Origin of the sequence: Leptothoe spongobia TAU-MAC 1115 (genome assembly GCF_018739885.1) — a bacterium.
Taxonomy (GTDB): Bacteria; Cyanobacteriota; Cyanobacteriia; order Phormidesmidales; family Phormidesmidaceae; genus Leptothoe; species Leptothoe spongobia.
In genome coordinates, this window is the sequence record NZ_JADOES010000016.1 from 1 (window position 1) to 14,850 (window position 14,850).

7 protein-coding genes are annotated in these 14,850 nt (G+C 49.9%); 3 read left to right on the top strand and 4 right to left on the bottom strand.

Features of this window, described 5'->3' with window-relative positions; genetic code table 11:
- The first annotated feature begins 90 nt into the window (after positions 1-90).
- From IXB50_RS10080 to IXB50_RS10090, 3 genes are read left to right on the top strand one after another with little or no spacing between them, the layout of a single operon-like run.
- Positions 91-2,745: a two-partner secretion domain-containing protein gene (locus IXB50_RS10080; RefSeq protein WP_215608837.1), complete on the top strand. Its 2,655-nt coding sequence runs from the start codon at positions 91-93 to the stop codon at positions 2,743-2,745.
- Positions 2,746-2,757: 12 nt separating this feature from the next.
- Positions 2,758-5,391, top strand: coding sequence for a two-partner secretion domain-containing protein (locus IXB50_RS10085; protein WP_215608838.1), 2,634 nt, complete (start codon positions 2,758-2,760; stop codon positions 5,389-5,391).
- Positions 5,388-8,150 carry a CHAT domain-containing protein gene (locus IXB50_RS10090; protein WP_215608839.1) on the top strand — a complete coding sequence of 921 codons (2,763 nt, stop codon included), beginning with the start codon at positions 5,388-5,390 and terminating at the stop codon, positions 8,148-8,150. The genes IXB50_RS10085 and IXB50_RS10090 overlap by 4 nt, the downstream gene beginning before the upstream one ends.
- Positions 8,151-8,215: 65 nt before the next feature.
- On the opposite strand, the gene IXB50_RS10095 is transcribed toward IXB50_RS10090, so the two are convergent.
- The 4 genes from IXB50_RS10095 to IXB50_RS22440 all read right to left on the bottom strand — a co-directional run bounded on the left by IXB50_RS10095 (position 8,216) and on the right by IXB50_RS22440 (position 14,440).
- The gene (locus tag IXB50_RS10095) at positions 8,216-8,995 is read right to left on the bottom strand and encodes a DUF928 domain-containing protein (RefSeq protein ID WP_215608840.1); all 780 of its coding nucleotides are present in this window, start codon (positions 8,993-8,995) and stop codon (positions 8,216-8,218) included.
- Positions 8,996-9,137: 142 nt separating this feature from the next.
- Entirely contained in the window at positions 9,138-11,444 is a 2,307-nt protein-coding gene (locus tag IXB50_RS10100) for a CHASE2 domain-containing protein (protein WP_215608841.1), read from the bottom strand.
- On the bottom strand, positions 11,444-12,772 hold the full coding sequence (locus IXB50_RS10105) for an AAA-like domain-containing protein (protein ID WP_215608842.1): 1,329 nt from the start codon (positions 12,770-12,772) through the stop codon (positions 11,444-11,446). The genes IXB50_RS10100 and IXB50_RS10105 overlap by 1 nt, the downstream gene beginning before the upstream one ends.
- Positions 12,773-13,054: 282 nt before the next feature.
- Positions 13,055-14,440: a calcium-binding protein gene (locus IXB50_RS22440; RefSeq protein ID WP_215608843.1), complete on the bottom strand. Its 1,386-nt coding sequence runs from the start codon at positions 14,438-14,440 to the stop codon at positions 13,055-13,057.
- Positions 14,441-14,850 lie beyond the last annotated feature (410 nt).

Consider the following 14,850-nt stretch of genomic DNA (forward strand, 5'->3'; position numbering starts at 1 on the left):
CTCTGCCGATACTTTCTAGACTCACCTGCCACGATCTCAGTTAGGACCTAAGCATGGAGTTTTTCAGGGGCGACTAGATAAGCTCAATCGTTGAGTTGGCTGTATGAATTTGATGTTTTTCGGGTGGCAAGACCGATGAAATGCTGTTGTTTAAGCAATCTATGTCTTTATAGTTTGGCTAGCAGCATTGTTCTCGTAGCCAGTGCCGTCGCCCATGCTCAAATTTTGCCCGATAGCTCCTTAGGGGGGACTCCTTCAACTATCAGAACTGAGATTGGTTCAGGACGTCTTTTAATCGAGGGGGGTGCAGATCGGGGATCATCCTTATTTCATAGTTTTCAAGAGTTTAATATCGCTCCAGGTGACAATGCCTATTTTATCAATCCAGTGGATATCGAGTTAATTCTCACTCGTGTGACTGGTAACAACCCATCTAATCTCCTGGGGACGTTTGGCGTTTTGGGAGAGGCCGATGTCTTTTTTATTAATCCGAATGGCATCGTATTTGGTCCCCAGTCATCGTTGGATATGGGGGGCTCTTTTGTTGCCAGCACAGCAGAGGCCATCGGATTGGGCGATGGGGGTACCTTTAGTGCCGTAGCGCCAGAGACTCCACCCTTATTAGTGGTTAATGTACCGACTGGGCTGCAGTTTGGAGGGCAACTTGCTCCTATTCTTTATCAGGCACAGCGAGCTAGTCGCAGTCGAGGTCTCAGGACACAGCCTGGTAGGACAATCGCATTGTTAGGAGGAGGATTAGACTTTCAAGGCGCTTTTTTATCAGCCCTCAAAGGTCGGATTGAATTGGCCAGTATTGGATCTGCTGGTCAGGTAGAGGTAACCCCCAACAATCAAAGCTGGAGTTTTGATTACTCTGATATCAGTACCTTTGGTGATTTATCAGCGATCTTGAGCTTTTTCGATGTCAGCATCCTTCCACAAACGTTATCAGTAAATCCAAATCTGACTGAGCGTGGAATTACGTTGCAGGCTTCTGATATAAGCCTGGGACGAAGCACCCTTTTCAATAGCCAGACTCAGACTGATTTAACAGCAGGTGATATTGTTGTCAATGCTCGACAGTTAACCATGAATGATGGGTCTAGCCTGAATGCTAGGGCATTTGCCACAACGACAAACGATATTCGGGGAAATGCCGGGAATATAACGATTAATGCTAGTGAGTCAGTGGTGGTTGAGGGTGGGATAGACTTTGGTTTTTTCTCGTTTCCAACTTTGATTAGTACAAGCTCCAATGGAGAAACTATCGGTTTTTTTAGTGGGATTCCAAATGGTATTTCTTTTGGTGAGGGTGGTGATATCAATATCAATACCCAGCAGCTATTAGTCACAAAAGGGGCAGGGATTACGGCCAGTGGATTATCTGTTGGTGATTCTGGAGATATCAATATTTTAGCTACTGAGTCGATCATCGTAGACGATAGAATATCTGCTACTAATCCAAATAACCCGACTATAATATTGACTGAAACTCGTGGATCAGGCGCTGGCGGTAATCTTAGACTTGATACCGGTTTGTTGCGCGTCAGTAATTCAGCAGAAATCAGTGCCAGTTCCATCGGAGAGGGGCCAGGGGGGGATATTTTAATTAACGCAGACACCGTTGAGGTTGTTGGCAATGCCGAGGTGCAGGCAGGATCCGCAGTCTTTAATCCGGTCAGTGTGATTGGTACGGTGACTTTTGGCGAAGGAGAGGCAGGGGTAATTAACATCAATGCCCAACGTTTGCGGTTAGAGTCTGGCGGCAGTATCACGTTATCTGCTTTTCCAGGTAGTAGTGGTAATGGCGGTGAATTAAGGGTAAATGCCTCTGAAGAAGTGGTGATTGATGGGGTGTCAAAGGAGGGTTCAGCGAGTGGACTATTCGCCAATACGCTGGGTTCTGGGGATGCTGGGACAGTGTTTGTGGAAACCGATGAACTCAGGATTGACAATCAAGGGAGAATCTCGGCTTCAACGGTTAGTAACGTTGCTCAGTCTTCAGGGGGAGTTGATTTAAAGCTTGACCGTTTGTTTTTAGACAACGGTAGTCAAATTCTTGTAGAGACCTTTGCTCAAGAAGGGAGCAGGGCAAATATCACAGTTTCAGATTTTGATGTAATTTTGTTGCGTAATGGTAGTTTGATTACGGCTGAAGCAATCAATAGTGCCAATGGTGGTAATATTCGTTTGGTGTCAGACGATGGTTTTGTTGTGGCTCCATTAGCTGAAGACAGTGACATTATTGCCAGATCAAATTTGGGTGATGGTGGTGAAATTGAGATTGTTGCCCAAAGCATTTTTGGCTTAGAAGAGAGGGTGGCAATTCCGGATAATGGTACGAACGATATTGATGCTAGTTCCCGGTTTGGCCAGGCCGGAACGGTGCGGCTGAATGAGCTAGCGACAAATCCAAATCAAGAAGCTGCAAACTTACCGGATACCACTGGAGTTCCTCAAATTAGTCAGCGATGCAACGCTACTGGAGTATCTAGTTTTGTGGCGACTGGACGCGGTGGGGCACCTCCTGAGACCGCTATGGCTGGGTTATTGTGGGAAACGTTTGAGGATGTGGATGCCCCGGCTCTGTCCGATCAGATTGAGGCTGTTCCTGCTAATGTGAATGCCCTGACAGAGGCTCAAGGCTGGGCCGTTAATGCGTTTGGTCAGGTGGTTTTGACGACCGATGGTGTAGATGCGCTGCCCTATGCGATCGCATCCACACCGCTGTGTACCTATCCATAGTGGGGACTAAGGATGGATAGGTACCTGACAAACATATTGACGACTGGTGTGACTGGAGCGATCACTTTAGTGGCTGGCTTCTGGCCATCTGTTGCCCATGGTCAGCTCTTGTTGCCTGACGATTCTTTGGGAGCAACGCCATCAACCGTTACAGTCACCCCAAATGCCAGGCGTTTTTTGATTGAAGGCGGTGTAGCAAGAGGATCAACCCTATTCCATAGCTTTCGTGACTTTAATATTGCGCCTAATACGGGCGTTTACTTTATAAATCCAGCGATTACTGAGCAGATCGTGGCGCGGGTGACGGGTGATCTACCGTCTAACTTGTTAGGAACGTTTGGAGTCTTGGGCGATGCCGACATGGTTTTTATCAATCCGAATGGGATTGTCTTTGGACCTCGATCAAGATTGGATATGGGTGGCTCTTTTCTGGCTAGTACCGCCGAAGCTGTTGTATTTGGCGATGAGTTTACCTTTAGTGCAACCACATTAGATACTCCGCCACTACTTACGGTAAATGTGCCCAGTGGTTTACAGTTTGGCCAGCAGCCTGGCCCAATTTTATATCAGGCGGTAGGAGGGATTCCTAATCGAGGGTTGACTGTGCAGCCTGGTGAGACCCTGGCCTTGTTGGGTGGGGCGTTAAACCTTGAAAATGCCAGGTTAGAAGCGATCAGGGGGCAAATTGAACTAGGTAGCATCGCTGAAGCAGGTCAGGTGGCCATCGTGCCAAGGGAAATTGGTTGGGCATTTGACTATAGCGACATACAAGTATTTGATAATTTGTTGTCATCCCGTAGCATTATCAGAACAGCGGCAACAGAAAATGATTTTGTTATGCCAGAAGATGATCAAGGTGGGAATATTCTGATTCAGGCTGCTGACGTTAATTTAACTCGCTCTACTCAAGTCCGGGCAGGAACGCTGACCAATTTATCCAGTGGTGATATCACCATCAACGCTCAAAGATTAATGATGGATGACGGTTCATTCCTGACAACAAGGGCCGTTGCAAATTCTTCAGAAAATATTACAGGCAATGCTGGTAATATCTCGATTAATGCCAGCGAATCAGTTGTTTTACAAGGCGCTACTGAAACACCGACAAGAATTGATGCCACGGTTCAAGGGGAAACGGTTAATGCAAACAATGGATTAACTAAAGGAGTTGCCTTTGGCAATGGCGGCAATATTTTTATCAATACTCCCCAGCTATCGGTTATAGGGGGAGCACAAGTTGGTACCGTTTCCTCAACGGCAGGGAATGCTGGCAACATCACAATAAATGCTCCTGAATCCATTGAGATATCTGGGGTTTCTCAATCACGTAACAACATCAGGCGCAGCACGATTGCCACTGGCTCTTCACGATCAGGAACAGGCGGAGATTTAATTATCAATACTGGAGATTTACGAATATCCAATGGGGGGAGGCTAAAGGTTGGTACTGCTGGCACAGGGGCCGGTGGCAGGACGATCATTAATGCTGATACTGTGGGGGTAATAGGGGGGGCTGCCGTACCTGGTAGTGAAACGTTGCTAAGTGCCATATTTGCCAGAACGGGGGATGAAGGGAACGCTGGCACGGTCTGGATCGACGCGCGGGCAATCGAGTTACGCGACGGTGGGCGAATCTCTACAACCGCTTTACCCAACAGTCGCGGGAACAGTAACTCAATCCGCATCAATACGACTGAGTCTATCGAAATTGATGGGGGAATTATTACTGAAAATAGCTTTAATCCGAGTGGCATCTTTAGTAATACCCAGGGAACGGGCAGAGCTGGGGCGCTGGACATTACGACAAATGAGCTGAAAATAGGCAATGGGGGGAAGATAACGGCCTCCACGTTGAATAGGGCAGCTCAGACTTCTGGTGGTTTGGACCTGAGCGTGAACCGTTTATTGTTGGACGGGGGGGCGCAAATTATTGTGGGTACCCGTGCAGATGAGGGTACTGGTGCTACGGTTCTGGTTTCAGATTTTGAGGTGATTTTACTGCGTAATGGCAGTTTGATTACATCGGAAGCGCTCAACAGTGCCAATGGCGGGAATGTGATTTTCTCTTCTTCAGAAGGGTTTGTCATTGCGCCGCCTGGAGAAGATAGTGATATTGTGGCTCGTTCTAACTTGGGGGATGGTGGCAGGATAGACATTGTGGCCCAAAGTATTTTAGGCCTGGAAGAACGATTGGCACTGCCGAACAACGGGACCAATGACCTGGATGCCAGCTCACGGTTTGGGAAGGCGGGAACAGTGAGCTTGAATGAGTTAGGAACTGAGCCCATTCAAGCGGGGGCTAATTTACCTGAGGCCATCGGTGCCGATGAAATTAGTCGGCAGTGTCAGCCTAGGTCCGGTATATCTAGCTTTGTGGTGAGTGGTCAAGGTGGTATACCGACAGAAGTATCTATGCCAGGGCTGTTGTGGGAAACCCTGGATAATATTAATACGAGGGAAATGGCTACAGAGATAACCCTTGATCCTGTTGATAGTTCTCTGCTGACAGAATCTCCTCTGAGGGAGGCCCAGGATTGGCATATGAGTGGAGCTGGACAAATTGTATTAGTCGCTCACACGGCTGAGACGATTCCCTACGCAACTACATCACTTGCTCATTGTTTTTTGGGAGATAGCGCCTTATGAAAGTTCTAATGCGTTATGGGCTATTGACCTGCTTGGGATGGTTAATGGCTATGGGGATAGGATTTGCCCAGATCCCACCAGTCTTACTAGAGTCTAGTAGAGTAAGAACAATTCATGAAATAGTCGGTCAACGTGTAGAGAGTACAGTTGACCAGAGGATTGAGGCGGGTAAACGCTTTTATCAGCAGGGGGAGTGGGAGCGTGCGATCGCAACCTGGCAACCGATTCTCTCTCAGTCTGACCTCACCCCAACCCAACAAGCCACATTGTGGACCTACCTGGGGATGGCCCACCAAAAGCAAGGCGATCGTGCTGCCGCTGATCATGCCCTAGATACCAGCCTGCAGCTGCTCGTGTCTGTTCCTGAGGCTGAGGGAGCTAGCATCCGAGCCCAGGTGCTCAATACCCAGGGACAGCTCGCCCTAGACCAGGGCAGGGCAGAAGCCGCCTTCACCTACTGGCAACAAACTACCCAGATTTATCGCGCCCTGGATTATCCAGCCGGTATTACGGGCAGTCTGCTCAACCAGGCCAGTGCCCTAGAAATGAGTGGTCACCATCGTCGTGCCTGTCAGACCATCTTGACAGCGATTGGTTTAGAGGGGCAGACCTGCGAGCTGACGTCAACCGATGCCATGGTCCCAGTGCTAGAAGCTGTCGAGACTCAGACGGACCCATCACTACAGCTGTTGGCCATGACCAGCCTGGGCAATGTTCTTCGACAAAGTGGATATTTAACCCAGTCGCAACAGATTTTAGAACAAGCAGTCGCGAAAGCCTCATCACCATCTGCGCTACCCACTGTGTTACTGAGTTTAGGTCAGGTAGAACAGGCCCGTTATCGACAATCACTTTATCTCTATGAACAAACGGGAGACGCGCTGGATCAAATGGTTAGCTTGGCTAAGCAGGCCCTGGACCACTATCAAGCGGCGGCAGATCTGACTTCCCCAGAAACCCCCATGGCCGTACAGATCGCTGCACCAACCCTGGAGTTGTTAACCCAGCTGCGGGCTGGTTCAGTGGATGTTTTGGCGCAAGTTAAGCCTCAGGTGACTGCCCGACTCCAGGCTCAACTTCAATTGGTGAAGCGACTGCCGTTGGAGCAGCTACCCCCAAGCCGTTCGTTGATTACTAGTCAAATCAGCCTGGCACGAAGTTTGACCACCCTTGCGACTGGGACAGGTCAACCTTTTACCCCTGGGATTCAGCCCGCAACAGATATCTTGCCGCTGCTGCGTCGAGCCTACACCCAGGCAACTGAGCTAGGGGATGTGGATGCCCAGTCCCAGGCATTGGGGGCATGGGGACATTTGTATGAGGCGGGAGGTAATGAGGTAGAAGAAAACCAGCGGCAGGCTCGACAGTTTACTCAAAAGGCTCTAGCTCTGGCCCAGTCCATTGGGGCAGACCATCTTGCCTATCGATGGCAATGGCAGTTGGGACGTCTTTATCGGCAGGATCAGCCACAGGCCTTGACCTATTACCAGGCGGCGGTGGACAGTTTAGAAAACGTACGGCAGGACCTGGTGGCGGTGGAAACCGATGTACGTTTTTTGTTGAGGGACGCGGTGGAACCGCTTTACCGTGAATTGGTGACGTTGTTACTAGAGAATTCGGTGCCACCCCAAGCTAACTTAAAACAAGCGGTGCGAGAGATTGATGCGCTACAGTTGGCCCGGCTAGAAGATTTTTTGAGTTGTAATCTGACTCAGCAGGTGGCCCTGGATGAGACCCAGTTGGATCCGACTGCCGCAATTGTCTATCCTATTGTGCTGCCGGAGCAGTTGGCGGTGGTAGTGCGATTACCCCAGTCTGATCAGGTACAGTTTTATCGAACGCCATTATCTGCAGAGGAGATTAATCGTACCCTTGATAGTTTGCGGGTTCAGGTGGAACAACCGTTTCTCTCTGATCAGTTTTTTGAGTTGTCACAGCAGGTGTATGACTGGTTAATCCGTCCCATAGAATCGCTATTGGTAGAACAATCTGTCGATACTCTAGTATTTGTGTCAGATGGTGCGTTGCGCAATGTACCCATGGCCGCGCTACATGATGGGCAACAGTTTTTGATTGAGCGCTATGGTGTTGCCCTGAGCCCGAGTCTGCAGTTGCCCGTGTCTCAGCCTTTAGGGGATGTAGGTTTGGAAACGTTGGCGTTTGGTCTGTCTAAAATCCGGACTGATTTCCTGCCCCACGCAGGGTTTAATCCTCTGGATAATGTGGAAAAAGAGTTGGCAAGTATTCAATCTCAAGTGAATGCTAAGAGTCTAATCAATCAGCATTTTACTAGCGATAATTTACAAACGTTGGTAGATGAAGACCCGGCGTCGGTGATTCATTTGGCCACCCACGGTCAATTTAGTTCGAATCCTGGGGATACGTTTTTGTTGAGCTGGGATCGTCGCATTAGTTTGGATGACCTCAGTCAGATGCTCAATCGTCGCACTGGGCAACGGGGGATTGAGCTGTTGATTTTGAGTGCTTGTAAAACCGCGACTGGAGACAGCCGTGCCACGCTTGGGCTAGCGGGGGTGGCGATTCAGTCAGGGGCTCGCAGTACCATTGCCTCGCTGTGGAATGTGAATGACTTGGCCACCAGTGAGCTCATGAGTCATCTATATAGGATTTTGGCGGAGTCTGGCAAGACTAGCAGAGCCCAGGCATTGCGACAGGCTCAGCTTCAGTTGTTGCAGACACCTGGATATCAGGCTCCGGTATATTGGGCGGCCTATGTGTTGGTGGGGAATTGGCGGTAGGGTGCTGTTAGGCAACGCCGTAACGCACCTTATGGGAGTGGTGAATCATGAATTCTGACAGAATATTAAGGCCGGATGGGGGTATTTGCGATCGCACCCAGTCCAACCGAGTCTAAAAAGCTGTACCAGTCCTGCTGACTCCTGTCTCCAGGAGCAGTCTGTTGCAGCGTTGCCAAGCTAGTCAACGCTTCGTGCCAAATGCCGTGGTCAGCCCAGACTTCTGCTTGATCTCGCACGCTATTGCTGTTCTCTAGCGCTGTTGTCAATTCGCTAGTGGGTTCAACCCGGCGGATCAGCCCCTCTACCCGAGGATTTTCAGTTGGACGGTCGGGGGTTTCTAGAATGCTAAACACCCAGTAGTAGGTCTGCCCCATGTCCAGGCTGGCTTCCACAGGAATACCGACAATACTGGCGGTTGCTGGCAATGAAATGGGTTGGATAGCCAGAGCCCGCTGATTTTCATTCAGCAGGGCAAACTGTCCCTGCAGGAGGGCTGCTCCTTCAGGGACGTGGATCCATACGGTGGGATGGGCGGTTGTTGTCAAGGCCAGGTCAGCCATGGATTGCAGATTACAGCCACTGGCTGATAATTGCAGCTCGTCGGTACCGGGTAATAGGGCCACCAGCTGATCGTCACAGTCACCCCGTGACCCGCCCGATGTCCGGCTAACGGGTCTGCCGGTACCCGTAAATCCATCGGCTGGATCGGTGCTGTTGTTAAAGACCATCTGGGCCAGCTGACCAGCTCTAGCCGTGTCAGTGCTGGGTTCCGCTCGTACTATGGGTGTCCAGACAGTTCCCATCAGGACTGCTAAGGCGGGGGCTAGAGGGGCTAACTGTTTCATGGTTAATACAGGTTCATTAATCGATAATCAGCTGGGGGACCTGAGAAAGACCCTGGGAAAGACTATTGTATTTTGTCAAAATTAAATTCTGGACATGGCTGATCCTCAGTAGGATTTTATCGCCTTCCCTGTTGCCCCTGCCCTAGCTTGAATGTGACGAATGTGACGATTTATATCGCAGAGGCGTGACACCGATGGAGATTATCCAGGCCAGGGATGCTGGTATAACTGGGATCCAACCGCCAATGAGGAGGATGCCATAGCCTGTTAGCAAGATGATGACAACGCCACTCCCAGCCAGAAAGACATACGGGCGTAACCATCGGACTAAGAGACCACCCGTTAGGGATACAGTTGCAACCCATAGAATTTCCAATGGCATGGGCCACCACCACAATAAAGGTCGCTGATCCAGCACTGCACTGATCAGCTGACTGGTCATGTGGGCATGGACGACGATCCCTGGCAGTCGCTGATGTTGACCGGGGATGCTATGTCTATCTTTGGTATCAGTGAGGCCAATGAGGATAATGCGATCGCGCACCAACTCAGCCAGCTGCTCATCGTGCTCACCCCTAAGCAAGGATGCTAGAGAGATTTGGGCTGGGTGGTGGTGTCGATAGTTGACCAGCAGCTGATAGCCCCCCAGTTCATTGCCAGGGAGCTGATAACCGCCACTGGTGGGGGCTAGCGCCGGTAGGATTTGGGAGCCGAGCTGGGCCTGCTGAGTAGGGGTAAAGGCCAGCTCAATACCCTCGGTGGCCAAGTAGTGCAGTGCTAACCGCAGACTAAAGGCCGCCTGGGTAGGACAGGCATCAGTCCCATCCATACCAATAATTTGGCGACGTACTCCATAGTCTGGGTCAATGGCGAAGTCAGAAAAACCAACCTGCTGTGGATCCAGGTCTGGAGGTGCAGCGATGCTGGTGGGGGTATCGGTATCGATGGTCCGGCCTACTTCACAGACAGTGATGTACTGTTCGTTGAGGACATTTACCAGGGCTGGTTCATAGGGGGCCTCATGGTAAAAATCAACCCCAATCACTCGGGGGTGATGGGGAGAAAGCTTTTTTAAGACTTGTAGGATGGCTTGATCCGCTAAGGTGCTACCGGTACGTTCGTAACCCTGTTGTTCCTGGTACTGGATATCACTTTCGCTGACGGTGATAATCAAAAAACGATCATCGGCGGGCTCGGTGGGTCGCCATCCCATCAGTCGATCAAATAGGCTTAATTCCAGTGGCTGAAACCCACCGAGCAGTTGGATTACCATGACTAGCCCTGTGACTCCCAGGCTAATCAGGGGGACCTGCCATAGGGGGAGGGGGCTCAGTACAGGCTGAACCGGTGTGATTGTCTGGAGTTGTTGGTTGATCCATGCTTGATCAAAGACGCTGCTATAGATGCGGTTAAATACTTGCAGAGTGCCCTGACGCTGGATAACCAGCCCTGAGAAGCGCAGTTCGATTTGTGCTCGCGAGTTGTTGATGTCTACATTGCCGTGGGTGAGAATCTGTTGGTATAGCCGCAGGAGCTGCTGTGGTTGTGCACTGTTAATCATCAGCCGATTGCGGATGGTGCGCAGGTGTTCAGGGTCGTCCTGGGCTTCCCAATGGTCGAGGATGTGCGATCGCACCACCCCATCCACCATCTGCTGTGGTGAGCCCTCCCATGTGGGACCATACTGCTGCATCAGCCGACACAGCTTTTGGGTCAAAAAAGGCTGACCGCCGGTCCAGTCTAGAATTGCGGCTAGTCCATCCTGGACATCGGTAAAAACAGAGGCTAACCCTGGCACTAAGGGCTGAGCTTCTGCCAGGGTAAACCCCTGGAGCGAAATGGCCTGTCCGATATTAAATGGGGTGGCATGGGGATCGTGAATCAGGTCCGATGGGGTGGCCACCCCCAACATCACAACCGTCAGCTGGCGATAGAGTGTCTGGGTTGCCCGTTTCTCATAATAGCTGCGAATGAGACCAAAGAATTCTTCGGTGGGAAATTTGAGCCCAAGGACACTGTCGATCTCGTCGAAAAAAATAACCAGGGGCTGTTGCAGGTTGGGTAAAACAATCTGGTCTATAAAGGTGCCCAGACGCTGGACAGGGGAGAGATCGTCATGGGCCTGCAACCATTGACGACGATTGACCGGTAGCCTCAAGCTAGCGATCAATATTTGAATGATGCCTCCGTACCACTGCGGAGCCGTAATCTTTTGACTGCCAATGCCCAGGAGTTCGACTTCAACACAGCTAATACCCGCATCTAATAAGCGATCTACTGTGCGGACTCGCAGGGATGATTTCCCCATTTGGCGGGCATTGAGCACATAGCAATAGGTCCCCGTCATCAAGGCCTGAAATAATGTGTCATCGGCCTGACGAACAACATAGCTGAGGGAGTCTAAGGGTAAACTGCCACCCAGCTGATAGGAGGAATCGGAAGCGGGCATTAGGTCGCGTCTAAACAGGCCTGAAAGTAATCACGGTAGAGCCGACAGCGGGGGGCTGCCAGGTTTCCCTGGAGGTTGATAATGCCCATGCTGTGCAACTGATGGGCGAGAATCGTGTCTAAGGCAACGGGTTGCTGGGCGGTCATCACTGTTAACAAACTGTCCTTGAGCTGGGGCTGATCCCGCAGCGTTAGCCAACAGTCTCTCAGGTGGTTGGCATAGATGCCAGACTCAGTGGGGGCGTTTGCCAGTAGCTCTGTCAATGACTGTTCAGGATGCCCCTTGAGATATTCAAATGTTTGTTGCATCAGATAGGGGTGGCCGCCGATCATATCCATTAGCTGAGCTAGATCCAAATGACTTAGCTGGTGTTGGTTGGCAAATGTCTGGGCTTGCTCAGGGGTAAACTCTGGTAGCTCGATGGGGACTCCTACATTAAAGGGAGATTGGTGAATATTCAGGGGAATATAGGCATCGGTGGCATGGACGATGCAAAGTCGTAACTGTTTCCAAATAGGGCGGGTGCGGGTACGGGCTAACTCATACCAGGATCTCAGCAGGGCGAAGAAGTCTTCGTAGATATCGGGATAGCCAAATAGTAAATCGACATTGTCTAAACACAACACCAATGGTGCTTGACTAATGCTTAGCAAATAGTCTTCTAGATAGGTGGAACAACTTACTTTGCTACCCATACCAGCTTTGTCCCAATAGTCATCGATTTGGTGGGGGACACCGAGACTACGACTGATGTTGATACACAGCCAGCGCAAAAAGCGATTGAGGTCAGAAAAGTGAGCTTTACGATCGGCAAGCACCATGCTCAAGCGCACGGTACGTAGCTGTTGCTCTGTTAATTTGGCCAGTACCTGATCCATCATCAGGGTTTTCCCCATTAGGGAGGGCGACTTAACCCGTATAAGTGCCCCTGGCTGCTGCAGGGTATCGTAACAGATGGTTTCCTGGGGTAACCGTTTGATGTAGATCGTATCGTTGGCTGAGCTGGCGGGTAGTGGTCCCGCCCAGGGGACGGTCTGCGCCGCGATCGCGCCTGGCTCTGGGGCAATGCTTTCATGGCGTAGCAGAGCTTCACGAAAGCTGGTTTTACTGACGGTTTCTCCCAGGGCTTCGCTCAAAACACGCCAAAACTTAGCTCCCACATCTCGCCGTAGATAGCTGTCGGAATAGCCCGATCCCTTGGCGATTTTATCATAGGTCCAACCTTCCCAGGCTCCTTTGAGAATGGCGGTTTCAACGTCACTGAGATGACGACCCATGTGGTAGAACAGGGCTTGATCGGCGGTTGCGATCGCAGTTTCCATGTCCATACTTTCCTTGTAGCCGATTGACTACGTGTTCGGGACAGTGCCAGGGCTAGGCAGCCTATTATACTTGGATCCTCGGCAAAATTGTCCCATGTCTTCATGCTGCAAGGGTATATTCATTAGATCATGATCATTTTCCTTAACTGTGGTCTATAGATCATGTCTGTTAATGTCAGGTATTTTTCCACAGCTAACAGCGTTGCACCTTCGCCAGAAAGTGCAACGCTGTTGTTTACCTACCTAAATTGAGATGACATGAAACGTTATTGTCTATTTAGTTGGGCCTTATACGACTTGAATGTTACCGTCAAGAGCCGCTAGCGTTGGCGTATTGCTTAGGGCCGCCAGCAGGCTGGTGCCAGTAGCTCCAGTACCTCCATCACTGTCATAGAAGAGGGCACCGGTCGCAGCGTTGTATCTGAAACCCGAACTAGCCCCCAGGTTACCAGCCATATCTACCAGCAGGTTAGACGCTAAAACACCGATGCTCAGAGCTGCAGCCCCTCCGGTTGGCGCAAAGCCGCTTGCCTGGACATGGATCATATCTTCATTACCAAAGAATAATCCAAATGTATCAAAGTCAGTAATGACATCTCCTCCATGGGAACTCATATTGTAGAGAAAGATATCTTGATCAGCCAAGCTACCGCTGGTCAACGTATCCACCAGCGCTCCTCCGACAATAACATCATTCCCTATACCGCCAATGAGAGTGTCTGCTCCTGCCTTACCCTGGAGGGTTGTTGTTCCTGAAAACCCTGATGCATCAATGGTGTTGCTCCCAATGCCGCCTTCAAGAATAGCGTCCTCAATGTCTACGAGAGTATCCACCTCTACGTTGCCAGCGCTATCGGTAGTGGTAAGACTGGTATCGGTTAAAACAAAATCAAAATCGCCAGATTCCGATAGGGTGTCAGTACCAAATTCGCCATCGATAAAGTCTTCGCCAATACCGCCCGAGAGAGTATCATCCCCAAGACCACCAAGAATGGCATCGTCCTTTCCTCCTCCGAAAATACTGTCGTTGTCATTCCCTCCTGAGAGAGTATCTTTACCAGCACCGCCTCGTAGGGTGTCATCTCCATCACCACCATTAATACTGTCTGCACCAGCATTTCCTTTGAGGAGATCGTTGCCATCAAATCCTGTGATGGCGTCATCACCACCATTGCCTTCAACGGTATCGTTGCCAATACCGCCTAGAATATTGTCTCGCTGTTGACTACCTAGAATAGTATTATTGCCGTCATCCACATTAATAATAGTGGTGCCCGAAAAGGCAGTGGCATCAATGGTGTGGTCACCTGTGCCTGTGGCATGCAAGTCTGCTTCATCCATGCCAAATAGCAGATCTGTGTAAACGGTGCCGCTACCATCGTCTGCAATTAGCTGACTGTCAGATAGCGTAAAGCTATAGTCTCCAGACTCCTCAAGAATGCTATAGCCAGAAAGACCATTGAGGACATCATTGCCTTCTCCACCGATAAAGGTATTTGTTCCTGGTCCTCCGATCAGGAGATCATCTCCTTCTAGACCCTGCATTTCGTTTAGACCTGCATCACTAAGGATTAGATCATTGCCACTGGTTCCAGTGATGGGGGTGACTATATCAGTGTCAAACAGATCACCATCAATCCAGTCATCGTTAATGAAATTGGTAAATGGAAACATTTGAATTGACTCCTTTTGGGTTTGTTGTGTGTTTTTATCCACGCATAAGTTCATTGCGCCACAGGGGTCGCAAGCTAAAACTGTTTATAGTTAAACAATTCTCTAAGAACTCTGGAGGAAAGATGTTTTGGATTCACCTCAGTTTGAATCTGTTTTCTAAACTGGGTCTCTGTCCACAACGCTTATCTTGTTTCTAAACTAAGCTGTAAATTCTGAAGTGTCGTTACAGAAAAAGTCGGCTAAATCGAGGGCCTGACATTTGCAGACGTTGTTGTTGAGAAAGTCTTCTTGAAATAGGAGAGAAATGTCGGTTAATGTCAGGGGGCATTTTTGTCAGATATTTTCTGTGACGATAGCCCTATGATTTCTGATACGAAATCTTGACTGATAGCACCCGATATCGAAGGGCA

Bases quoted from the DNA above. Each gene is read 5' to 3' on its own strand.
- IXB50_RS10090 (WP_215608839.1), top strand. From the start codon at position 5,388: ATGAAAGTTCTAATGCGTTATGGGCTATTGACCTGCTTGGGATGGTTA.
- IXB50_RS22440 (WP_215608843.1), bottom strand. From the start codon at position 14,440: ATGTTTCCATTTACCAATTTCATTAACGATGACTGGATTGATGGTGAT.
- IXB50_RS10095 (WP_215608840.1), bottom strand. From the start codon at position 8,995: ATGAAACAGTTAGCCCCTCTAGCCCCCGCCTTAGCAGTCCTGATGGGA.
- IXB50_RS10085 (WP_215608838.1), top strand. From the start codon at position 2,758: ATGGATAGGTACCTGACAAACATATTGACGACTGGTGTGACTGGAGCG.
- IXB50_RS10105 (WP_215608842.1), bottom strand. From the start codon at position 12,772: ATGGACATGGAAACTGCGATCGCAACCGCCGATCAAGCCCTGTTCTAC.
- IXB50_RS10100 (WP_215608841.1), bottom strand. From the start codon at position 11,444: ATGCCCGCTTCCGATTCCTCCTATCAGCTGGGTGGCAGTTTACCCTTA.